The organism is Streptomyces sp. NPDC002779 (genome assembly GCF_042888685.1).
In the GTDB taxonomy this organism is placed as follows: Bacteria; Actinomycetota; Actinomycetes; order Streptomycetales; family Streptomycetaceae; genus Streptomyces.
On the sequence record NZ_JBIAQC010000009.1, the window covers coordinates 85,673 to 106,263 of the forward strand.

The window sequence follows — 20,591 nt, forward strand, 5'->3', positions numbered from 1 at the left end:
TCACGGTGCCGTCACGCAGTCAACAACTGGGTCCGTCAGTGCCAGGGCAACCGGCCGCGCCGCTCCCAGTACGCCCCCGGTTCCTCCACCAGCTCCGCCAGCCTGCTCAGCTGGTCCTCGTCGAGGTCCACGACGGCCGCGTGCAGGTTGGAGGCGAGCTGCAGGGCGGTCGCGGCGCCGGAGAGGACGACCCCGGCCCAGGGCTGGCGCAGGACGTGCGCGAGGGCGACGGCGTCGGCGCCCAGGGAGGTCTCGGCGGCCACGGCCTTCAGGACGTCCGGGGCGTGGGGCTCCGCGAGCCTGCCGTTGGCCATGGCCTCCTTGACGATCACCGTGAGCCCGGCGTCACGGGCCTCGGCCAGGGCGGGGGCGGCGGAGGTCTCCAGGAGGTTGTACGTCGACTGCACGGTACGGAAGAGGGGCTCGCCGTCGACCGTCACGGTGAGGGCGGCCCGGATCGCGTCCGCCTGGGCGGGCCCGCTGGTGGAGAAACCGACGCTGAGGCCCTGGGCGGCGGCCTCCGCGAGCCGGGCGTGCAGTTCCTTGTCGGTGAGGGCGGGGCTGTCCGGGGTCACCGAGTGGATCTGGTAGAGGTCGAGCCGGTCTCCGAGCAGGGCGTCGGTCTCGGCGCGCTGGCGCTCGTACGTCGGGAGGCTGTGGTCCTTGACCTCGTGCGTCTCGGCCTCGGCCGACCAGCCCGCGGTGTAGGTGTAGCCCCACTTGCTGCCGATGACCACGTCGTCGATGTCGGGGCGGGCGTTCAGCCAGTCGGCGAGGAACTCCTCCGAACGGCCGTAGGAGCGGGCCACGTCGAAGTAGCGGACGCCTTGGGCGTAGGCGGCGTCGAGGAGTTCGTGCGTCCGGGTGCGCAGGGCGTCGACACTGCGGTTCTCTCCGAGGTCCTGGTCCCGGCCGAGGTTGATGTAGCCGGGGCGGCCGACGGCGGCGAGGCCCAGTCCGATGTGGCAGGTGGGGGTGGTGGCGGTGGCCAGTCGGGCGAAGGGCATCGCGGGCTCCGTTCGGTCGTTCCGGTACGGCTTCGACCAACGTAAACCCGCGATGACCTTCGCGTCGGAGTGCGGTGGCTCGGCGAGTGCGGGCGCGTCGTGGCTCGGCGCGCGCAGTTCCCCGCGCCCCTAGGCCTGCTTTGCCTTCGCCCAGTCGTGCTGTGCCGCCACGTCCGCCTTGATCTCCGCCAGCTGAATCGCCACCGCGCTCGGTGCCGTGCCGCCGCGGCCGTTGCGGGAGGCCAGGGCGCCCGGGACGTTCAGGACCGAGCGGACCTCGGGGGTCAGGTGCTCGGAGATCTTCGCGAACTGGTCGTCCGTCAGCTCGTCCAGTTCCTTGCCCTCCGCCTCGGCGGCCTTGACGCAGGCGCCGGCCACCTCGTGCGCGACCCGGAACGGGACGCCCTGCTTGACCAGCCACTCGGCCACGTCGGTGGCGAGGGAGAAGCCCGCCGGGGCCAGCTCCTCCATGCGCTCCCGGTGGACCGTGAGCGTGGCGATCATGCCGGTGAAGGCGGGGAGCAGCACGTCCAGCTGGTCGCAGGAGTCGAAGACCGGCTCCTTGTCCTCCTGGAGGTCGCGGTTGTACGCGAGCGGAAGCGCCTTGAGGGTCGCCATCAGGCCCGTCAGGTTGCCGATCAGACGGCCCGACTTGCCGCGCGCCAGCTCCGCGATGTCCGGGTTCTTCTTCTGCGGCATGATCGACGAGCCGGTGGAGAACGCGTCGTGCAGGGTCACGAAGGAGAACTCCTTCGTGTTCCAGATGATGATCTCCTCGGCGATCCGGGAGAGGTTCACGCCGATCATCGCGGTGATGAAGCTGAACTCCGCGACGAAGTCACGCGAGGCCGTGCCGTCGATGGAGTTGGCGACCGAGCCGTGCTCGAAGCCGAGGTCGGCGGCGACCGCCTCCGGGTCGAGGCCCAGGGAGGAACCGGCCAGCGCGCCCGAGCCGTACGGCGACACGGCCGTCCGCGCGTCCCACTGGCGCAGCCGCTCGGCGTCCCGGGACAGGGCCTGCACATGGGCGAGGACGTGGTGGGCGAAGAGCACCGGCTGGGCGTGCTGGAGATGGGTGCGGCCGGGCATCGCCACGTCCGGATGGGCCTCCGCCAGGCCGATCAGGGCGTCCTGGAGGTCGGCGATCAGACCGGCGATGCTGCGCGCCTGGTCCCGCAGGTACATCCGGAACAGGGTCGCCACCTGGTCGTTCCGGGAGCGGCCCGCGCGGAGCTTGCCGCCGAGGTCGGGGCCGAGGCGCTCCAGCAGACCCCGTTCCAGGGCGGTGTGCACGTCCTCGTCGGCGATGGTGCCGGTGAAGGTGCCGTCGGCGACGTCCGCGGCCAGCTGGTCGAGCCCGGCGATCATCCGCGTCAGCTCGTCGTCGGAGAGCAGTCCCGCCTTGTGCAGCACGCGCGCGTGGGCCCGCGAGCCGGCGATGTCGTACGGCGCGAGCCGCCAGTCGAAGTGGACCGAGGCGGACAGCCTGGCCAGGGCCTCGGCGGGCCCGTCGGCGAACCGTGCGCCCCAGAGCCGGACGTCTGAGCTGTTGCTGCTCACTTGGTGTGCTCCTCGAAGGATCTGGATGTGGCACCGCCTCCCCGTGGCGTGAACGGGGAGGCGGCCGTCGGGGGCGGGGCCGCTCACGGCGCCCGGGCCGGTCAGGACAGGTCTCGCCGGGCGGCGATCTTCGACGACAGACTGTAGATGTCGATGAAGCCCTTGGCGGCGGCCTGGTCGAATGTGTCGCCGGTGTCGTAGGTGGCGAGGTCGAAGTCGTAGAGCGACGCCTGCGAGCGCCGTCCGGTCACCACCGCGCGGCCGCCGTGCAGGGTCATCCGGATGTCACCGGTGACCTGCCGGCTCGCCTCCTCGATGAAGCCGTCCAGGGCGCGCTTGAGCGGGGAGAACCACTGGCCGTCGTAGACGAGTTCGCCCCAGCGCTGTTCGACCTGGCGCTTGTAGCGGGCGAGTTCGCGCTCGACGGTGACGTTCTCCAGCTCCTGGTGGGCGGTGATCAGGGCGACGGCGCCCGGAGCCTCGTACACCTCGCGGGACTTGATGCCGACGAGACGGTCCTCGACCAGGTCGATCCGGCCGACGCCCTGGGCGCCGGCGCGCTCGTTGAGCTGCTGGATCGCCTGGAGAACGGTGACGGGGCGGCCGTCGATCGCGACGGGGGCGCCCTCCTCGAAGGAGACGATCACCTCGTCGGCGTCCCGGGCGACGGCCGGGTTCTGCGTGTACGCGTAGATGTCCTCGGTCGGCGCGTTCCAGATGTCCTCCAGGAAGCCCGTTTCGACCGCGCGTCCAAAGACGTTCTGGTCGATGGAGTAGGGGGACTTCTTGGAGGTGGCGATCGGGAGGTTCCTCGCCTCACAGAACGCGATGGCCTTGTCCCGGGTCATCGCGTAGTCGCGGACCGGGGCGAGGCACTTCAGGCCGGGGGCGAGGGCGACGATGCCGGCCTCGAAGCGGACCTGGTCGTTGCCCTTGCCGGTGCAGCCGTGGGCGACGGTCGTGGCGCCGAGCTTCTTCGCGGCGGCGACGAGGTGCTTGACGATCACCGGCCGGGAGAGCGCGGAGACCAGCGGGTAGCGGTCCATGTAGCGGGCGTTGGCCTTGATCGCCGGGAGGCAGTACTCCTCGGCGAACTCGTCCCTGGCGTCCGCGACCTCGGCCTCGACCGCGCCGCATGCCAGGGCGCGCTTGCGGATGACATCCAGGTCCTCGCCGCCCTGGCCGACGTCCACCGCCACCGCGATGACCTCGGCGCCGGTCTCCTCGGCGATCCAGCCGATGGCGACGGAGGTGTCCAGACCGCCCGAGTAGGCGAGTACGACGCGCTCGGTCACGGTGCTCTCCTCACCTGCGCTCCCGACTGATATGCATGAGTATGCAGAACCCTGCATGATTCGTCAATCTGGTCGGGCTTTGAACGGGGGAAAACGCTTTCCCGTATCTCTCGGCGGACGCAGGCGCCGCGTCCGTACCGAGATTCCCGAGCGAACACCCCCGACCCGAGTGAGGCTTGCGCATGTCCAGGGCTCTTCCGAAGTACCACAAGCGTCGTGTCGCGCTGATCGGCGGCGCCGCCGCGCTGGCACTGTCCGGAGCGGTGATCGTCAACTCCGCGCTCGCCGGGGAGACGCCCGGCAGCGACGCGCGTACCCTGGCCGGCCCCGGCACGATCAGCTGCCCGGACGTCGCCTCCCAGCTCCCCGCGATCCCGGCCACCGCCCAGGCCGAGGTCGACCGGAACCTCGCCCTCCTCCAGACCCAGATCGACGAGGCCGACAAACGGCTCACCGAGACGGTCGGCCAGGGCGGGCCCAACTTCGTCCAGAACGCCATCCTCGGCCCCCTGGCCAGCAAGCGGACGGCGGCCATCGACCGCATCGCCATCTCCATCGGCCGCACCGCCGAAAAGCCCCAAGGTCTCGGCGCCCTGGCCGCCTGCACCCTGAACGCCGACGGGGCCGCCGACACGGGCGAGGAGGTCGAGGCCACTGCCCCCGCGACCGCCCCGGAGGAGGGAGGCGGAAGCGGCACCGGCGCCATCAGCTGCCCGGACGTCGCCTCCCAGCTCCCCGCCGTCCCGGCCACCGCCCAGGCCGAGGTCGACCGGAACCTCGCCCTGCTCCAGACCCAGATCGACGAGGCCGACAAACGGCTCACCGAGACGGTCGGCCAGGGCGGGCCCAACTTCGTCCAGAACGCCATCCTCGGCCCCCTGGCCAGCAAGCGGACGGCGGCCATCGACCGCATCGCCATCTCCATCGGCCGCACCGCCGAAAAGCCCCAGGGCCTCGGCGCCCTGGCCGCCTGCACGCTCGATCAGTGAGCTGACAGGCAGCCATGGCCGCCCCGTTGCACGCCGGCCGGGGCGGCCATGACCGGGCGGCGGAGCCAAGAATTCCTTAGACAAACGAAATACTTGCCCGCATAATCATGAATCATGGGAAAGACCTATGAGCGCATAGACGGCAGACTCCGCACCTTCATCGAGGCACAGCCCCTCTTCTTCACCGCGACCGCGCCCCTCTCCGAGGACGGCACGGTCAACCTCTCCCCCAAGGGGCTCAAGGGCTCCTTCGTGGTCCTGGACGAACGGACCGTGGCCTATCTGGACTTCGCCGGGTCCAACGCGGAGACCATCGCGCACCTGCGGGAGAACGGCCGGATCACCCTGATGTGGTGCGCCTTCCAGGGCCCGCCCAACATCGTCCGGGTACACGGCCGAGGTGAGCCGGTCTTCCGCGACGACCCGCGCTTCGCCGCACTCCTCGCCCACTTCCCCGACATCGACCCCGGCCCGCACGGGCTGCGCGCGATCATCGTGGTGACGGCCGAACTCGTCCGGGACACCTGCGGATACGCGGTGCCCTTCATGTCGTACGACGACGAGCGCGACCTGCACCGGAAGCGGTTCGCGCGCGAGGACGACGAGTCGCTGAACGCCTACTTCACCAAGAAGGAGCACATCGCCACCAGCCTGGACGGCCTACCCGGGCTGCCGTTGCCGCTGCCGCCGTCTACGGTCTGAGCCATGCGTCCCGGTGTCGTCGCCCTCGCCCTTGCCTCCCTGCTCGCACTCGGTGCCGCGCCCGCCGGTGACCCGCCGCTGCCGGCGCGGATGGCGGACACCGGCGGCGGCACCCAGCTGATCACCGCCGTCGCCGACCGGACGGACGCCACCACCGGCACGGTCACCTGGTGGGACCTGCGGCACGGCCGCTGGGTGCGGGCCGGTACCGCCGCCGCCCGCTTCGGGGCGAACGGCCTGGTCGAGGGCGCCACGCGCCGCCAGGGCACCAGCACCACCCCGACCGGGCTGTACGACCTGCCGTACGCCTTCGGGATCAAGGCGGCGCCGGCCGGGACGGCGTACAAGTACCGCCCGGTGCACCGGGATTCATGGTGGTGCCAGGACAACGACTCGCGCTCCTACAACCGTTGGACCGAGCCCCGCCCGGCGGACTGCCGGGCCGCCGAGTCCGAGCAGCTGATCACCTACACCGGCCAGTACGCGCACGCCCTCGTCATCGGCTTCAACTACGCGCAGCCGGTGCGCGGACGAGGGGCGGGGATCTTCCTGCACGTCCACGGGCGGGGTGCGACCGCCGGTTGTGTGTCCGTGCCCGCCGAGGACATGCGGCGGATCCTGCGGTGGGCCGATCCGGCCCGAAAGCCGCACATCGCCATCGGAACGACGAGCGGACCGACCGCGATCACGCGGTACTGAACACACCGGCCGCCCCGCACGTACCTCTGGGCCGAGGGACCACGCCACTCCCCCTTGTCCGTCCCCGGAGGAACCGTGACCACCACGCTCGCAGGCGGCCGTGCAGCCCGCCGCCAGACGATGCGCCGCATCCGTCCGCGCCGCTCCCCGGCCGTCCCGCTGGTGATCGCCCTGTGGGCCGGCGCGGCGGCGGTGCTGTGGCTGTGGTGGGACAACACGCCGTCCCTCGCGGACAACACCGCCAGGATCCTCGCCGCCGGCCGGATCACCGGTCTGCTCGCCGGCTATCTGATGGCGCTGGTCGTGCTCCAGATGGCCCGGGTGCCCGCGCTGGAACGGCGGGTCGGCTCCGACCGGGTCGCGCGCTGGCACGCGATGAGCGGCCGCTACACGATCTGCCTGGTCATCGCGCACGTCTTCCTCATCATGTGGGCGTACGCGCTCCAGGCGGGCAGGACGCTCGGCGACATCGTCCAGCAGACCGTCGACTCGATCAACACGCTGCCGGACATGGGCAAGGCGGCCATCGGCACCGGGCTGCTGTTCCTGATCGCGTTCCTGTCGATCGGGGGCGTGCGCCGCCGGATCCCGTACGACACCTGGTACCACGTGCACCTGCTGACGTACGCGGCGGTGTACCTGACCTTCTGGCACCAGATCACCACCGGCAACGAGTTCGCCGTGGAACCCTCCGCGAAGACCTTCTGGTACGCCCTGTACGGCGCCGTCACCGCGCTGGTGGTCTGGTACCGCGTCCTCACCCCGATCCGCCTCAACCTGCGTCACCGGCTGTACGTCGAGGCGGTCATCGAGGAGACCCCGGGCGTGGTGTCGGTGCTGATCGGCGGGCGCAGGCTGCACCGGATGGGCGCGGAGGCCGGGCAGTTCTTCCGGTGGCGGTTCCTGGCACCGGGCATGCGGTTCAGCTCCCACCCCTACTCGCTGTCGGCGGCACCCCGCCCCGACATGCTGCGCATCACCGTCAAGGCGATCGGCGACCACAGCGCACGGCTGCGCGAGCTGGAGCCCGGCACCAAGGTGTGGGCGGAGGGCCCGTACGGCGCACTCACCGCGCAGCGACGCAGCCGGGGCAAGGTGCTGCTGGTGGCGGGGGGGGTCGGGATCACGCCGATGCGGGCACTGTTCGAGACACTGCCCGGCGCGTCCGGGGACATCACCCTGCTGTACCGGGCCAACAGCACCCAGGACCTGGCCCTGTGGGACGAGCTGTCCGCCATCGCCGAGGAGCGCGGGGCGCGGCTGATGTACGCGGTCAACAGCCCGGACGGCGAGCGCCCCGACATCTCGGCCGAACGGCTGCAGCAGAAGCTGCCGGACATCGACCAGCACGACGTCTTCATGTGCGGGCCGCCCGGCTTCGCGCAGTCCGTCTACGAAGCACTGCGCGGCGCGGGAGTGCCCGCCCGCCGCATCCATCACGAGTCGTTCGAGATGTGAGCGACGGGACTTCAGGAGCTGTAGGAGCGATGAGGAAGACTCACCCCATCCGGCGTGTCGTGCTCGCGGGCGCCGCCACCGTGTCCGGGATCGTGCTGCTGCTGTCGCTGAAGCCGGCGTCCGACCCGGCGTCGGCGGCGGGCAGCGCGGCCCCGCAGCAGACCGCGGCCGCCCAGGAGTCCGCGCAGGGCGGCAGCGCGGACCCGGCGGGCACCGTCACCGGCGACGCGGTGCGGACGCAGTACGGGCCGGTGCAGGTGCGGCTGACCGTGAGCGGCGGCAAGGTCACCGATGTGCGGGCCGTGCAGGCGCCGAGCGGTGGCCGCAGTACCGAGGTCACCAACACCGCGGTGCCCCGGCTGAACCGGGCGGCGCTCGCGACCCAGAGCGCGGAGATCGACGCGGTGTCCGGAGCGACGTACACCAGCAGCGGGTACAAGCAGTCGCTGCAGTCGGCGCTGGACAAGATGGAGAAGGCGGCCGGTGGTGCCGAGGCCGGTGACTCCGGGACCGGGGGTTCCGCCGAAGCCGGGGGTTCCGCCGAAGCGGGGGGTTCCGCCGAGGCCGCCGCCCGTACGGTCACCGGGGAGACGGTGACGACGCAGTACGGGCCCGTGCAGGTGCGGATCACCGTGAGCGGCGGGAAGATCACGGCGGCGGAGGCCGTGCAGGCGCCGAGCGGCGGGCAGAGCACGCGGATCAACGGCAGTGCCGTGCCGAAGCTGAACGCCGCCGCCGTGGCGGCCGGGAGTGCCGACATCGACGCGGTGTCCGGCGCGACGTACACCAGCAACGGCTACCAGCAGTCGCTGCAGTCGGCGCTGGACCAGGCCGGTGGCTGAGTCGGTGACCGATCCGGCGCAGGCTCCCGCCGCGGTGCGTCATGCGGAGGAGGTCATGGGGACCGTCTTCTCCTTCGACGTCCGTGGCGGGGATCCGGAGGCGGTGCGGGCGGCGCTCACGGAGGCGGTGGCCGGGCTGCACCGGGTCGACGAGGTGTTCAGCACGTACCGGGAGGACAGCGAGGTCTCGCGGCTTGCGCGCGGGGAGCTGACGGTGGCGGAATGCGCACCGGAGGTCGGTGAGGTCCTGACGCTGGGCGCGGAGGCCGAGCGGCTCAGCGACGGCTGGTTCAGCACCTCGTACGAGGGCCGGCTCGATCCCACCGGGATCGTGAAGGGGTGGGCGGTCGAGCGGGCGGCCCGGCGGCTGGCGGAGGCCGGGGCGAGCGGGGTGAGCGTCAACGGCGGCGGGGACGTGCAGCTGTTGGGCATGCCCGGTCCGCAACGGCCGTGGCGGGTAGGGGTGTCCGACCCGCTGCGCCCGGGCGGGCTGGCGGCGGTGATCTCGGCGGCGGGCGCCGCGGAACTGGCGGTGGCGACCTCCGGTACGGCGGAGCGGGGCGCGCACATAGTGGACCCCCGCACCGGCCGCTCGGCGGTGACGGACCTGCTGGCGGTGACGGTGGTGGCCCCCATGGTGACCTGGGCCGACTGCTGGGCCACGGCGGCGTTCGCGATGGGCTCCCGGGACGGCTTGCGCTGGCTGGAGACACTGCCCGACGTGGAGGCCCTCCTGATCACGGCAGGCGACGAGGTCCGCTGCACGGGGGGCCTGGCGGCGCGCCTGGGCTGACGGCGACTGCACCCACCCAGGTGCGCGGGGCTGTGTCGCAGTGCGGCGCGCGACCAGCCCTCACGCACCCGCACCCGGCCCCGCACCGAACCGCCCCTCTCAGTGGCCGTTCTGAGCCAACCGCAGCAGATGTTCCGCCAGCGCCTGACCCCCCATCGCCTCCCGGCTGATCAACAGCAACGTGTCGTCCCCCGCGATCGTCCCCAGGATGTCGTGCAGTTCCGCCTGGTCGATCGCCGACGCCAGAAACTGCGCCGCCCCCGGAGGGGTCCGCAGGACCACGAGGTTCGCCGAGGCCTCCGCCGAGATCAGCAGCTCCTGCGAGAGCCGCCGCATCCGCTCTTCCTTCGCCGACCCCCCCAGCGGAGCCCGGGGGGTACGGAAACCGCCCTCGCTGGGCACCGCGTAGATCAAGTCACCGTCGGTGTTGCGGATCTTGACCGCGTTCAGCTCGTCCAGGTCCCGGGACAGCGTCGCCTGCGTCACCGTCAGCCCGTCGTCCGCCAGCAGTTTCGCCAGCTGACTCTGCGACCGCACCGGCTGCCGGTTGAGGATGTCCACGATCCGGCGGTGGCGGGCGGTCCGGGTCTGCGGTACGGCAGGCCCGGCGCCCGCGTGCTCGTGATCCTGCGCCTGACTCATCGTCGTCTCATTCTCCGGCTCATCCGTCCACCCCTTGGGCCTCGTCCAGAACGCCGGGCAGCGCCCGGAGGAACGCGTCCACCTCGTCGTCGCCGAGATTCAGCGGCGGCATCAGCCGTACGACATCGGGGGCGGGCGCGTTGACCAGGAAGCCGGCGTCCTGAGCCGCCTGCTGCACCCGCGGTGCGAGCGACTCGGTGAGCACGATACCCAGCAGGAGCCCCGCACCCCGGACATGGGAGACCAGCGGATGCCCGAGCGACTCGATTCCGTCCCGCAACTTCTCGCTCTGCCGCTTGACGTTCTCCAGCAACCCCTCGTTCTCGATCGTGTCGAGTACGGCGAGTCCGGCGGCGCACGCCACCGGGTTGCCGCCGAAGGTCGTGCCGTGGTGACCGGGCCCGAGCAGTTCGGCGGCCCGCCCGAAGGCGACGGTGGCGCCGAGCGGCAGCCCGCCGCCGAGCTGCTTGGCGAGGGTGACGACGTCGGGCAGCACGCCCTCGTGGGCCTGGTACTCGAACCAGTGGCCGGTCCGCCCGATGCCGGTCTGCACCTCGTCCAGGACGAGCAGCGCGCCGGTCGCGGCGGTGATGGCCCGCGCGGCCTTGAGGTAGCCGGGGGGCGGGACGACCACGCCGTTCTCGCCCTGGATCGGCTCGATGATCACGAACGCGGTCTCCTCGGTGACCGCCGCGGCCAGCGCCTGCGCGTCGCCGTAGGGCACATGGGTGACGTCGCCGGGCAGCGGCAGGAAGGGGTCCTGCTTGGCGGGCTGGCCGGTGAGCGCGAGGGCGCCCATCGTGCGGCCGTGGAAGCCGCCGTCGGTGGCGACCATACGGGTCCGCCCGGTGAGCCGGCCCAGCTTGAACACGGCCTCGTTGGCCTCGGCGCCGGAGTTGCAGAAGAAGACCCTGCCGTCCCGGCCGAAGAGCTGGAGCAGCCGCTCGGCGAGCGCGACGGGCGGCTCGGCCATGAACAGGTTGGAGACATGGCCGAGGGAGGCGATCTGCCGGCTCACGGCCTCGACGACCGCCGGATGGGCGTGGCCGAGGGCGTTGGTGGCGATCCCGCCGACGAAGTCGAGGTACTGCCTGCCGTCCGCGTCCCACAGCCTGGCGCCCTCACCGCGCACGAGGGCGAGCCGGGGGGTGCCGTAGTTGTTCATGAGGGCGCCCTGCCAGCGGGCGGTCAGCTCCTGGTTGGTCATGACTCCCCCTGATCGGTTCCGTCGGGCACGACCATCGTGCCGATGCCCTCGTCCGTGAAGATCTCCAGCAGGATCGAGTGCTGGACCCGGCCGTCGATGACGCGGGCGGTGTGCACGCCGTTGCGGACGGCGTGCAGACAGCCCTCCATCTTCGGCACCATGCCGGAGCTCAACTCCGGCAGCAGTTTCTCCAGTTGGGCGGCGGTGAGGCGGCTGATCACCTCGTCGCTGCGCGGCCAGTCCTCGTAGAGGCCCTCGACGTCGGTGAGGACCATGAGGGTTTCGGCGCCCAGTGCCGCAGCGAGTGCCGCAGCCGCCGTATCAGCATTGACGTTGTAGACATGTCCGTCGTCCTGGCTACGGGCGATCGACGAGACGACCGGGATCCGGCCGTCGGCCAGCAGTGCCTCGATCGCGCCCGTGTCGATGTCGGTGATCTCGCCCACCCGCCCGATGTCGACCAACTCGCCGTCGATCTCGGGCCGGTGCTTGGTGGCGGTGATGGTGTGCGCGTCCTCGCCGGTCAACCCCACGGCCAGCGGCCCGTGTTCGTTGAGCAGGTTGACCAGCTCGCGCTGCACCTGCCCGGCCAGCACCATCCGTACGACGTCCATGGCGTCCTCGGTGGTGACGCGCAGGCCCGCCTTGAACTCGCTGACGATGCCGTGCCGGTCGAGGGCGGCGCTGATCTGCGGGCCGCCGCCGTGCACGACGACCGGCTTGAGCCCGGCGTGGTGCAGGAACACCACGTCCTGGGCGAACGCGGCCTTCAGGTCCTCGTCGATCATGGCGTTGCCGCCGAACTTGATCACGACGGTCTTGCCGTTGTGGCGGACCAGCCAGGGCAGCGCCTCGATGAGGATCTGGGCCTTGGGCAGGGCGGTGTGCTTGCGTGTCGATCCGCTGCTCATGAGGAGTACGCGCTGTTCTCGTGGACGTAGTCGGCGGTGAGGTCGTTGGTCCAGATGGTGGCGGTCTCGGCGCCGGCGGCGAGGTCGGCGACGATGTGCACCTCGCGGTAGCGCATGTCGACCTGGTCGCGGTCCTCGCCCACGCCGCCGTCCTTGCAGAGCCAGACGCCGTTGATGGCGACGTTGAGCCGGTCCGGCTCGAAGGCGGCCCGCGTGGTGCCGATCGCGGAGAGCACCCGGCCCCAGTTGGGGTCCTCGCCGTGGATGGCGCACTTGAGGAGGTTGTTGCGGGCGATGGAGCGGCCCACCTCGACGGCGTCGTCCTCGGTCGCGGCGTTGATCACCTCGACCTTGATGTCCTTGCTGGCGCCCTCGGCGTCCCGGATCAGCTGCTGCCCGAGGTCGTCGCAGACCTGCCGTACGGCCTCGGCGAACTCCTCGTGGGCGGGGGTGACCTCGGCCGCCCCCGACGCGAGCAGCAGCACGGTGTCGTTGGTGGACATGCAGCCGTCGGAGTCGACCCGGTCGAAGGTCGTCCGGGTGGCGGCCCGAAGCGCCGTGTCCAGCACGTCGCTCGGGAGGTCGGCGTCGGTGGTGAGGACGACCAGCATGGTCGCCAGGCCCGGCGCGAGCATGCCGGCCCCCTTCGCCATCCCGCCCACGGTCCAGCCGTCCTTGGTCACAACGGACGTCTTGTGGACGGTGTCGGTGGTCTTGATGGCGATGGCGGCCTTCTCGCCGCCGTGCTCGGAGAGCTGCGCCGCGGCGGTCTCGATGCCGGGCAGCAGCTTGTCCATCGGCAGCAGCACGCCGATGAGACCGGTCGAGCAGACGGCGACCTCGATCGCGCCCCGGCCGAGCACCTCGGCCGCCTTCTCGGCGGTGGCGTGCGTGTCCTGGAAGCCCTTGGGTCCCGTACAGGCGTTGGCGCCGCCGGAGTTGAGGACGACCGCGGAGACCTCGCCGCTCTTGAGGACCTGCTCCGACCACAGCACGGGCGCGGCCTTCACGCGGTTGGCGGTGAAGACGCCCGCGGCGGCGCGGCGGGGACCGTTGTTGACCACGAGGGCCAGGTCAGGGTTGCCGTTCTCCTTGATCCCGGCGGCGATGCCCGCCGCCGTGAATCCCTTGGCTGCCGTCACGCTCACGGCGCAACTCCGATCGTGGTCAGCCCCGTGGTCTCGTCGAGTCCCAGGGCGATGTTCATGCTCTGGACGGCACCGCCGGCGGTGCCCTTGGTCAGGTTGTCGATGGCACTGATCGCGATGATGCGTCCGGCGGCCTCGTCGTACGCGACCTGCACCTGAACGGCGTTGGAACCGTGGACGGACGCCGTGGCGGGCCACTGGCCCTCGGGGAGCAGATGGACGAAGGGCTCGTCGGCGAAGGCCTTGTCGTAGGCGGCGCGGACGGCCTCGTCGCTCACCCCCGGCTTCGCGGCGGCGCTGCATGTGGCGAGGATGCCGCGGGACATGGGCGCGAGGGTCGGGGTGAAGGAGACGGTGACCTTCTGCCCCGCCGCCGCGCTGAGATTCTGGCTCATCTCGGGCGTGTGCCGGTGGCCGCCGCCGACGCCGTACGGCGTCATGGAGCCCATGACCTCGCTGCCCAGCAGGTGCGGCTTGGGGGTCTTGCCCGCGCCGGAGGTGCCGGACGCGGCGACGATCACGGCCTCGGGCTCGGCCAGTCCGGCGGTGTAGGCCGGGAAGAGGGCGAGGGAGACGGCGGTCGGGTAGCAGCCGGGCACCGCGACCCGCCTGGACCCCTCCAGCGCGGCGCGGGCGCCCGGCAGCTCGGGCAGGCCGTACGGCCAGGTGCCGGCGTGCGGGGAGCCGTAGAACGTCTCCCAGTCGGCCGGGTCGGTGAGCCGGAAGTCAGCGCCCATGTCGACGACGAGCGTGTCCGGGCCGAGCTGTTCGGCGACGGCGGCGGACTGGCCGTGCGGCAGGGCGAGGAAGACGACCTCGTGTCCGGCGAGCACCTCGGCGGTGGTGGGCTCCAGGACACGGTCGGCCAGCGGCAGCAGGTGCGGCTGGAGCGCGCCGAGCCGCTGACCCGCGTTGGAGTTGCCGGTCAGGGCGCCGATCTCGACCCGCGGATGCGTCAGGAGCAGACGCAGCAGCTCTCCGCCCGCGTATCCGCTCGCTCCGGCCACGGCCGCACGTACCGTCATGGATTCCTCCTCCGTGATGGCATGACTATACGTTTCGCTGCACGTTTATGCAATGCTGTTCCGCTCCACGCGGCCCTGCCCCGCCGACGCGGTCGTCGGCGGGGCAGGGCCTGGGACGATCTTCGGCTAGCTCTGCTTGATCCGCAGGAAGGTGACCGAGTTCGCCGGGAAGGTGTACTCGAACGTCGAGGCGATCCCGGAAACCGTGGACGTCACCGGGGTGACCGGAGTGTTCGTCTCCGTGTTCACCGAGTCCGGGTCGCCCGCCAGGGTGGTCACCCGGGCCCGGGAGGCGACCTTCGCGCCACCGAGGTCGACGGTCGTCCGGGCGTCGGCGGACTGGGCGTTGACGACCTTGACGATCAGGTCACCGGTCGCCGCGTCCTTGGTGACGACCTGCCGGAACGGCTCGGCGGGCTTGTCGTCGGTGAAGCTGCCCCACTCCTGGCCGTCGAGGTAGAGGGTGACCTGGCGGCCCCGCACCTTGATGTCGATGTCGTAGGCGCGGCCCGTCTCGATCGACCCGGCCTTGGAGATCAGCGTCGACTTGCCGCCCTCCGAGGCCTGCTCGACGGCGGACTGGGTGTTGTTCCAGCCGCCCAGGTTCCACCAGTAGTAGTTGCCCGTGTCCTTGACGCCGAAGGCGACCAGGAAGCCCTCCTTGCCGGACTTCTTGGTGGCCTTCACATGCAGGTCGTAGTCGTGCCACGCGGGGTCACCGGCCGTGACCAGGGTGTTCTCGGCGGCCTCGTCGGTCTGGACGTAGGCGCCGTCCCGGACGGCCCAGCTGCCCGTGCCGTGGTGCGTCCACTTCGATGCGTCACCGGAGAAGTCGTCGCCGAGCAGCGGGGTTCCGTCCGCCGCCGTCACCGACACATCGTCGTACGCCGCACTGGTCGCCCACGTCGACAGGCCGACGGCGCCGGAGATCGGGCCGCTGACGTCCGGGGTGCCGGTCGCGGTGGACGGGACGACGCGGTCGCCGACGTTGGTCATGAACAGCTTCTGGACCTCGTAGTTGGCGGAGTTCCAGGAGGCGTGGTTGTTGAACCAGATCAGGTCGGGCCGCCACTGGACGTAGTCCTCGTTGGCGAGCAGCGGGGCGTACGAGGCGAGTTTGACGATGTCGGCGTTGCGCTCCAGGCCGGTCATGAACGCGGCCTCGGCGAGGGCGTTCTTCATGGCGTTGCCCTGGGAGGCGTACTCACCGAGGAAGACCTGGGGGCCGTTCCTGTCGTAGCTGTCGTAGCGGTCGTTGTTCTGCAGGAACCACTGCGGGCTGTTGTAGTAGTGCTCGTCGACCATGTCGACCTTGCCCTCGCGGTTGAGGTCCCAGTGCCGGTCGAAGGTCGAACCGGTGTCGTCCGGGCCGGAGTTGGAGATCACCGTGATGTCCGGGTACTTCGCCTCGATCGCGGTGCGGAACTTCTGGAAGCGGGCGAAGAACTCGTCCGGGAGGTTCTCCTCGTTGCCGACGGCGAGGTGGGTCAGACCGAAGGGCCTGGGGTGTCCCATCTCGGCGCGCTTCTTGCCCCAGGTGCTGGTGGCGGGGCCGTTGGCGAACTCGATGAGGTCGAGGGTGTCCTGGATGTGCCGCTGGAGCAGCGCCTCGTCGTCGGTGGCGCGGTTCTGGCCGCAGCCGGTCACCAGGGCGGGGACGACGGGCAGCGGCATGGCGCCGATGTCCTCGGAGAAGCGGAAGTACTCGTAGTAGCCGAGTCCGTAACTCTGGTTGTAGCCCCAGAAGTTGGCGTTGGTGGCGCGCTGCTCGACCGGGCCGATGGTGTCCTTCCACTGGTAGGAGCGCTTGCGCTGCCAGCCGGACGCCTCGCTGTAGTCCTGCATGGAGCCGGTGTTGACGATGCAGCCGCCCGGGAACCGGACGAACGACGGGTCCAGGGCCTCGATCTTCTCGGCGAGGTCCTTGCGCAGGCCGTTCGCCTGGCTCTTGTAGGTGTCGCGCGGGAAGAGCGAGACCATGTCGAGCGCGGCGGCCCCGGTGGAGGCGACGGCGAGGCGGCCGTGGGAGCTGGTGCGGCTCGCGGTGAAGGTGGCGGTGTACTTCTTCCAGCCGCCGGAGACGGCCACCTGGCGGGCGGTCGCGAGCGTGCCGGCGGCGTCCTTCAGGCCGACGGTGAGGGTGCTGCTGGCCTCGGCGCGGGCCCACACCGAGAAGTCGTACCGCTTGCCCTGCTCGACACGGATGCCCGTGTTGTAACCGGCGTTGGTGACGGACGAACCGGCGCCGAGGGCCAGGTAGTTGCGGTTGCGCTCGTTCAGGCGGCCGGTGTCGTCCCGGACCTGGGCGGTGCCGGAGGCCGCCCAGGAGGTGAGCGGGGTGTACGAGCCGTTGTCGGCGGTGGAGTACTCGAAGGACCGGTTCTGCACCAGCTCGGCGTACAGACCGCCGTCGGCGGCCCGGTTGATGTCCTCGAAGAAGACGCCGTACATGGTGTCGTCGATGGCCGCGCCCCGGGCCGTCGGGTCGACGGTGATCGTGTAGTCGGTGACGTCCTCGGCGTGCGCGGGTGCCGGGACGAGTCCGGTGGCCGCCACCAGGAAGGCGGTGGCGGCGAGACCGAGTCTCCAGCGGGTGCGGGTGCGTGACATGGATACTCCGCGGCTCGATGGTCGTGATGCAGGTCGCTCAAAAGTGTTCGGGATATCGGACGTTGACCAGAAGGTCGAACGGCAAGATAGGGAGGGGGCAGGGGCCCGTCAATGGGTCGCGCAGGAACGGACGGGACGGAGACAGCGGCGTCATGGGCGAGTTCTGGCCAGTACCAGATGTGCTGGCGTACCTGACGGGCTCGTGGCGGGTGCGGCGGTCCGTGCGGGATCACGCGAGCGAGGCGTGGGGCGAGTTCACCGGGACGACTGTTTTCGGCCCGCTGGAGACGGGCGGGCTGCTGCACGAGGAGTCCGGAACATTCGTCTGGCAGGGCGTGCCCCGGCCCGCCGAGCGGACCCTGCGCTTCCTGCCCGGGAGCGCGCCCGGCACGGCCGACGTCCGCTTCGCCGACGGCCGCCCCTTCCACGACCTGGACCTGTCCACGGGCCGGCACCTGGCGGACCATCCCTGCTCGGCCGACCTCTACCGCGGCGAGTTCACCGCGGTCGACGAGGACCACTGGCGGACGGTGTGGCGGGTGCGCGGCCCCGCGAAGGATCTCGTCCTGACCACCGACTACGCCCGGGAGCGTCGGCCCCTACGCCCATGAGGGCTGGACCGGCGCCCCGTCGAAACGGAGGTTCCAGCGGCCCGCCCGACCGCTGACGGTCGTCGTCGACAGCGAGCGGACGTCGAAATTCCAGTAGGTGGCGGGCGGCGCCTTGAGGGCGTAGACCAGGGCGGCGCGGATCACCGAGGGTTCGGCCACGGCGACGACCCGGCCGCCGTCCTCCACCGGCCGGGTGTCCAGCCAGCCGCCGACCCGGCCGATGAACGCCGACAGCGACTCCCCACCGTGTGGAGTGGCTCGCGGATCCGCGAGCCAGGCGTCCACCGCCGCCGGTTCCCGGGCCATCGCCTCGCCGAGCGTCAGCCCGCGCCAGCGGCCCATGTCACAGTCGCGCAGGGCGAGTTGCACCAGGGGCGCGTACCCGAGGGCGTCGCCGGTGGCGCGGCTGCGCGGCGTGGGCGAGCAGTAGCGCAGCTCGGCCGCCGACAGCGGCACCAGATCATGGGCGAAGCGCTGCACCTCGTCCCACCCGGCCTGGTCCAGCGGACGGTCGTCCTCGAAACGCTCGGCGAGCAACGAGGAGCTGCGCGCGGCGGCGACGAACGTGACCCGAAGTGACATGCCGAGATGGTGATTCCCGGAAGTGCGCAGGTCAAGTGGCGTTACCTCTGAGTCACCCAGCGTACCCAAGGCCTTACTCGCAGGTCAGGACCGGCCGCCCTCGGCTAGCGGACCTCCGCCAGGGCCCGCCGCAGCCGCCGTACCCCTTCCGCGATCTCGCCCGTCCCCGCCACCGCGGCGAAGCTCAGGCGCAGGTGGGCGGCCGGGGGTTCGGCACTGAAGTACGGGCGGCCGGGGGTGATCGCGACGCCCGCGCGCAGGGCGGCCGCGGCCAGGGCGGTCTCGTCGGTGCCGTCGGGCAGCCGGGGCCAGAGGTGGTAGCCGCCGGACGGGATGTGCGGCAGGGCCAGTTCGGGCAGCTCGCTCAGCAGCGCGGCCGTCATCGTGTCCCGGCGCAGCCGCAACTGCGTGGAGATGGCGCGCAGATGGCGGGTCCAGGCGGGCGAGCCGACGAGCTCCAGGGCCGCCTCCTGCAGCGGCCGGGGCACGAAGAAGGTGTCGACGACCTGGATGGCGCGCAACCGCTCCAGCACCGGACCGCGGGCGGCCAGCGCGCTGACCCGGAAGCTCGGCGAGGTGGCCTTGGTCAGGGAGCACACGTGCACCACCACCCCGTCGGGATCGTCCGCGGCCAGCGGACGCGGCAGCGGCCCGGCGTCCTCGTGCACCAGCCGTCGGACGAAGTCGTCCTCGATCACGAACGCGCCGGCCGCGCGCGCGATGCGCAGCACCTCGGCGCGGCGGTCCGGGGCGAGCACGGCGCCGGTCGGGTTCTGGAAGAGCGGCTGGCAGACGAAGACGCGGGCGCCGGTGGCCCGGAACGCGTCGGCGAGGAGGGCGGGGCGCACCCCGTCCGGGTCCACCGGGACCGGCACCGGGCGCAGGCCGGCGGCCCGGGCGATGGCCAGCATGCCGGGGTAGGTGGGCGACTCCACCAGGACCGGCGCCCCGGGCGGTGCCAGCGCGCGCAGGGCCGTGGTGAGCGCCGACTGGCCGCCGGAGGTGACCAGCACCTCGGCCGCGGTGACCGCGCCGCCGATGCTCCGCGCGAACCACTCGCGCAGCTCCGGCAGCCCCTCCATGGGCGGCCGCCCCCAGGCCCCGGGCCGGCGCCCCGCCCGGGACAGCGCCGCCGCCATGGCGCGCTCCGGCTGCAGGGAGGGGTGCAGATAGCCGCCGTTGAACTCGATTACTCCGGGCGGCGGAGCGGCGAGCGACACGAGGACACCGGAGGCGTCCACCGAGCGCGGCACGAGTTCGGCGGCGCTGTCCGCGCTCAGCGACACCTCCTGCCAGGAGGTGTCCCCGGCGGGCGTCGCCTCCGCCCGCGGCCGGGCCCGGAAGGCTCCGGCGCCGGGCCGGGTGACGACCAGGCCCTCGGCCGCGAGCTGCGCCAGGGCGCGCGAGACGGTCACCGGGCTCACCCGGAACCGCTCGACGAGGGCCCGGCTCGACGGGAGCTTTCCACCGTATGAGTAGCGGTCGAGTTCTCGCCGCAGTTGATCCGCCAGTTCACCGACGCTGCTACGCTCTTGCATGAGAGCACAGAGTAGCGCTACCGCTCCGAGCCGGATAGCGGTCGACACCCCGAGCGGCACCTCACCGGCGTACGGCACCCTGCTGGCCGCGCTTGGCGTGACCGCCTTCTCCCTCACCTTCCCCGCCACCGCCTGGGGCCTGGAGGGCTTCGGCCCCTGGTCGCTGGTGGCCGTGCGCAGTGTCCTCGCCGCCGTGCTCGCCGGTGGCTGCCTGCTGGCGCTGCGGGTGCCGCTGCCGGACCGCCGGCACTGGGCGGGGCTCGCCATGGTGGCGGCCGGAGTGGTCGTCGGCTTCCCCCTGCTGACCACGCTCGCGCTCCAGACGTCCACCACCGCGCACGCGGCGGTCGTCGTCGGCCTGCTCCCGCTGACCACCGCGCTGCTCTCCGCCCTGCGCATGGGCACCCGGCCCTCGCGCACCTTCTGGACGGCCGCGCTGGCCGGCGCCGCCGCGGTCGTCGCGTTCACCGTGCAGCAGAGCGGGGGCGCCCTCACCACCGCCGACCTGTACCTCTTCGGGGCCCTGCTGGTGTGCGCGGCCGGTTACACCGAGGGCGGCCGGCTGGCCCGGGTCATGCCGGGCTGGCACGTCATCGGCTGGGCGCTGGTGTGCTGCCTGCCGGTGTCCGTGCCCGCCGCCGTGCTCGCCCTGGCCCAGGAGCCGGTCCAGCTCACCGCGCACAGCGTGACCGGACTGCTGTGGGTCGCGGCCGGCTCGCAGTTCGCCGGCCTGGTCGTCTGGTACCGGGGCATGGCGGTCATCGGCATCCCCAAGGCCAGCCAGTTGCAGTTGGCGCAGCCGCTGCTCACACTGGTGTGGTCGGTGCTGCTGCTGGGCGAGCATCTGACAGTGGCCGCCCCGCTGACGGCCGCGGCGGTGCTCGTCTGCATCGCCGTCACCCAACGGGCGCGCGGTTGAGCGGGTCGTACGACCCCCTTACCGCCGCCGCCCGCGGCCGTGGGCTCAAGGCC

The 20,591-nt window shown here is 71.7% G+C and carries 19 protein-coding genes; 8 read left to right on the plus strand and 11 right to left on the minus strand.

Annotated features, from left to right (window positions below; genetic code table 11):
- Positions 1-35: 35 nt before the first annotated feature.
- From ACFYW5_RS24990 to ACFYW5_RS25000, 3 genes are all read right to left on the minus strand, one after another.
- Entirely contained in the window at positions 36-1,007 is a 972-nt protein-coding gene (locus tag ACFYW5_RS24990; RefSeq protein ID WP_389419300.1) for an aldo/keto reductase, read from the minus strand.
- 129 nt (positions 1,008-1,136) lie between these two features.
- The gene (gene argH / locus ACFYW5_RS24995; RefSeq protein WP_389419301.1) at positions 1,137-2,567 is read right to left on the minus strand and encodes an argininosuccinate lyase; all 1,431 of its coding nucleotides are present in this window, start codon (positions 2,565-2,567) and stop codon (positions 1,137-1,139) included.
- Between the two features lie 101 nt (positions 2,568-2,668).
- Positions 2,669-3,862, minus strand: coding sequence for an argininosuccinate synthase (locus ACFYW5_RS25000; protein ID WP_389419302.1), 1,194 nt, complete (start codon positions 3,860-3,862; stop codon positions 2,669-2,671).
- Between the two features lie 182 nt (positions 3,863-4,044).
- Between ACFYW5_RS25000 and ACFYW5_RS25005 the strand changes: the two genes are divergently transcribed.
- The 6 genes from ACFYW5_RS25005 to ACFYW5_RS25030 all read left to right on the plus strand — a co-directional run bounded on the left by ACFYW5_RS25005 (position 4,045) and on the right by ACFYW5_RS25030 (position 9,345).
- Positions 4,045-4,851 carry a hypothetical protein gene (locus ACFYW5_RS25005; RefSeq protein ID WP_389419303.1) on the plus strand — a complete coding sequence of 269 codons (807 nt, stop codon included), beginning with the start codon at positions 4,045-4,047 and terminating at the stop codon, positions 4,849-4,851.
- 114 nt (positions 4,852-4,965) lie between these two features.
- On the plus strand, positions 4,966-5,553 hold the full coding sequence (locus ACFYW5_RS25010; RefSeq protein ID WP_389419304.1) for a pyridoxamine 5'-phosphate oxidase family protein: 588 nt from the start codon (positions 4,966-4,968) through the stop codon (positions 5,551-5,553).
- A 3-nt stretch (positions 5,554-5,556) separates the two neighbouring features.
- Complete coding sequence (locus ACFYW5_RS25015) at positions 5,557-6,252, plus strand: L,D-transpeptidase (RefSeq protein ID WP_389419305.1); 696 nt, start codon at positions 5,557-5,559, stop codon at positions 6,250-6,252.
- Between the two features lie 75 nt (positions 6,253-6,327).
- Positions 6,328-7,710: a ferric reductase-like transmembrane domain-containing protein gene (locus ACFYW5_RS25020; protein ID WP_389419306.1), complete on the plus strand. Its 1,383-nt coding sequence runs from the start codon at positions 6,328-6,330 to the stop codon at positions 7,708-7,710.
- Positions 7,711-7,739: 29 nt separating this feature from the next.
- Complete coding sequence (locus ACFYW5_RS25025) at positions 7,740-8,552, plus strand: FMN-binding protein (protein ID WP_389419307.1); 813 nt, start codon at positions 7,740-7,742, stop codon at positions 8,550-8,552.
- 55 nt (positions 8,553-8,607) lie between these two features.
- A complete protein-coding gene (locus ACFYW5_RS25030) occupies positions 8,608-9,345 on the plus strand; it encodes an FAD:protein FMN transferase (protein ID WP_389419525.1) in 738 nt (245 codons plus the stop codon).
- A 99-nt stretch (positions 9,346-9,444) separates the two neighbouring features.
- On the opposite strand, the gene ACFYW5_RS25035 is transcribed toward ACFYW5_RS25030, so the two are convergent.
- From ACFYW5_RS25035 to ACFYW5_RS25060, 6 genes are all read right to left on the minus strand, one after another.
- A complete protein-coding gene (locus tag ACFYW5_RS25035) occupies positions 9,445-9,987 on the minus strand; it encodes an arginine repressor (RefSeq protein ID WP_389419308.1) in 543 nt (180 codons plus the stop codon).
- Positions 9,988-10,006: 19 nt separating this feature from the next.
- The gene (locus ACFYW5_RS25040) at positions 10,007-11,194 is read right to left on the minus strand and encodes an acetylornithine transaminase (protein ID WP_389419309.1); all 1,188 of its coding nucleotides are present in this window, start codon (positions 11,192-11,194) and stop codon (positions 10,007-10,009) included.
- The gene (gene argB, locus ACFYW5_RS25045; protein ID WP_389419310.1) at positions 11,191-12,105 is read right to left on the minus strand and encodes an acetylglutamate kinase; all 915 of its coding nucleotides are present in this window, start codon (positions 12,103-12,105) and stop codon (positions 11,191-11,193) included. The genes ACFYW5_RS25040 and argB overlap by 4 nt, the downstream gene beginning before the upstream one ends.
- Positions 12,102-13,253: a bifunctional glutamate N-acetyltransferase/amino-acid acetyltransferase ArgJ gene (gene argJ / locus ACFYW5_RS25050; protein WP_389419311.1), complete on the minus strand. Its 1,152-nt coding sequence runs from the start codon at positions 13,251-13,253 to the stop codon at positions 12,102-12,104. Before argJ ends, argB begins: the two co-directional genes overlap by 4 nt.
- A complete protein-coding gene (argC, locus tag ACFYW5_RS25055) occupies positions 13,250-14,278 on the minus strand; it encodes an N-acetyl-gamma-glutamyl-phosphate reductase (RefSeq protein WP_389419312.1) in 1,029 nt (342 codons plus the stop codon). Before argC ends, argJ begins: the two co-directional genes overlap by 4 nt.
- 126 nt (positions 14,279-14,404) lie before the next feature.
- Entirely contained in the window at positions 14,405-16,888 is a 2,484-nt protein-coding gene (locus ACFYW5_RS25060; protein ID WP_389419313.1) for an alpha-L-arabinofuranosidase C-terminal domain-containing protein, read from the minus strand.
- 152 nt (positions 16,889-17,040) lie between these two features.
- On the opposite strand from ACFYW5_RS25060, the gene ACFYW5_RS25065 reads away from it, so the two are divergent.
- Positions 17,041-17,499 (plus strand): DUF6314 family protein, encoded by a 459-nt coding sequence (locus ACFYW5_RS25065; protein WP_389419314.1) that lies wholly within the window; start codon positions 17,041-17,043, stop codon positions 17,497-17,499.
- Here the strand turns inward: ACFYW5_RS25065 and ACFYW5_RS25070 are convergent.
- Both ACFYW5_RS25070 and ACFYW5_RS25075 read right to left on the minus strand, forming a co-directional pair.
- Positions 17,488-18,081: a histidine phosphatase family protein gene (locus ACFYW5_RS25070; RefSeq protein ID WP_389419315.1), complete on the minus strand. Its 594-nt coding sequence runs from the start codon at positions 18,079-18,081 to the stop codon at positions 17,488-17,490. The two genes, ACFYW5_RS25065 and ACFYW5_RS25070, sit on opposite strands and share 12 nt — an antisense overlap.
- Positions 18,082-18,185: 104 nt before the next feature.
- Entirely contained in the window at positions 18,186-19,619 is a 1,434-nt protein-coding gene (locus ACFYW5_RS25075; RefSeq protein ID WP_389419316.1) for a PLP-dependent aminotransferase family protein, read from the minus strand.
- On the opposite strand from ACFYW5_RS25075, the gene ACFYW5_RS25080 reads away from it, so the two are divergent.
- Complete coding sequence (locus ACFYW5_RS25080) at positions 19,618-20,538, plus strand: DMT family transporter (protein WP_389419317.1); 921 nt, start codon at positions 19,618-19,620, stop codon at positions 20,536-20,538. The two genes, ACFYW5_RS25075 and ACFYW5_RS25080, sit on opposite strands and share 2 nt — an antisense overlap.
- Positions 20,539-20,591 lie beyond the last annotated feature (53 nt).

What these genes read in the sequence shown, in the direction of transcription:
- ACFYW5_RS25070 (WP_389419315.1), bottom strand. Translation starts at nt 18,081, where the DNA reads ATGTCACTTCGGGTCACGTTCGTCGCCGCCGCGCGCAGCTCCTCGTTG.
- ACFYW5_RS25040 (WP_389419309.1), bottom strand. Translation starts at nt 11,194, where the DNA reads ATGACCAACCAGGAGCTGACCGCCCGCTGGCAGGGCGCCCTCATGAAC.
- ACFYW5_RS25005 (WP_389419303.1), top strand. Translation starts at nt 4,045, where the DNA reads ATGTCCAGGGCTCTTCCGAAGTACCACAAGCGTCGTGTCGCGCTGATC.
- ACFYW5_RS25065 (WP_389419314.1), top strand. Translation starts at nt 17,041, where the DNA reads ATGGGCGAGTTCTGGCCAGTACCAGATGTGCTGGCGTACCTGACGGGC.
- ACFYW5_RS24990 (WP_389419300.1), bottom strand. Translation starts at nt 1,007, where the DNA reads ATGCCCTTCGCCCGACTGGCCACCGCCACCACCCCCACCTGCCACATC.
- ACFYW5_RS25030 (WP_389419525.1), top strand. Translation starts at nt 8,608, where the DNA reads ATGGGGACCGTCTTCTCCTTCGACGTCCGTGGCGGGGATCCGGAGGCG.
- ACFYW5_RS25075 (WP_389419316.1), bottom strand. Translation starts at nt 19,619, where the DNA reads ATGCAAGAGCGTAGCAGCGTCGGTGAACTGGCGGATCAACTGCGGCGA.
- ACFYW5_RS25010 (WP_389419304.1), top strand. Translation starts at nt 4,966, where the DNA reads ATGGGAAAGACCTATGAGCGCATAGACGGCAGACTCCGCACCTTCATC.
- ACFYW5_RS25015 (WP_389419305.1), top strand. Translation starts at nt 5,557, where the DNA reads ATGCGTCCCGGTGTCGTCGCCCTCGCCCTTGCCTCCCTGCTCGCACTC.
- ACFYW5_RS25060 (WP_389419313.1), bottom strand. Translation starts at nt 16,888, where the DNA reads ATGTCACGCACCCGCACCCGCTGGAGACTCGGTCTCGCCGCCACCGCC.
- ACFYW5_RS25035 (WP_389419308.1), bottom strand. Translation starts at nt 9,987, where the DNA reads ATGAGTCAGGCGCAGGATCACGAGCACGCGGGCGCCGGGCCTGCCGTA.
- argC (WP_389419312.1), bottom strand. Translation starts at nt 14,278, where the DNA reads ATGACGGTACGTGCGGCCGTGGCCGGAGCGAGCGGATACGCGGGCGGA.
- ACFYW5_RS25080 (WP_389419317.1), top strand. Translation starts at nt 19,618, where the DNA reads ATGAGAGCACAGAGTAGCGCTACCGCTCCGAGCCGGATAGCGGTCGAC.
- ACFYW5_RS25025 (WP_389419307.1), top strand. Translation starts at nt 7,740, where the DNA reads ATGAGGAAGACTCACCCCATCCGGCGTGTCGTGCTCGCGGGCGCCGCC.
- argB (WP_389419310.1), bottom strand. Translation starts at nt 12,105, where the DNA reads ATGAGCAGCGGATCGACACGCAAGCACACCGCCCTGCCCAAGGCCCAG.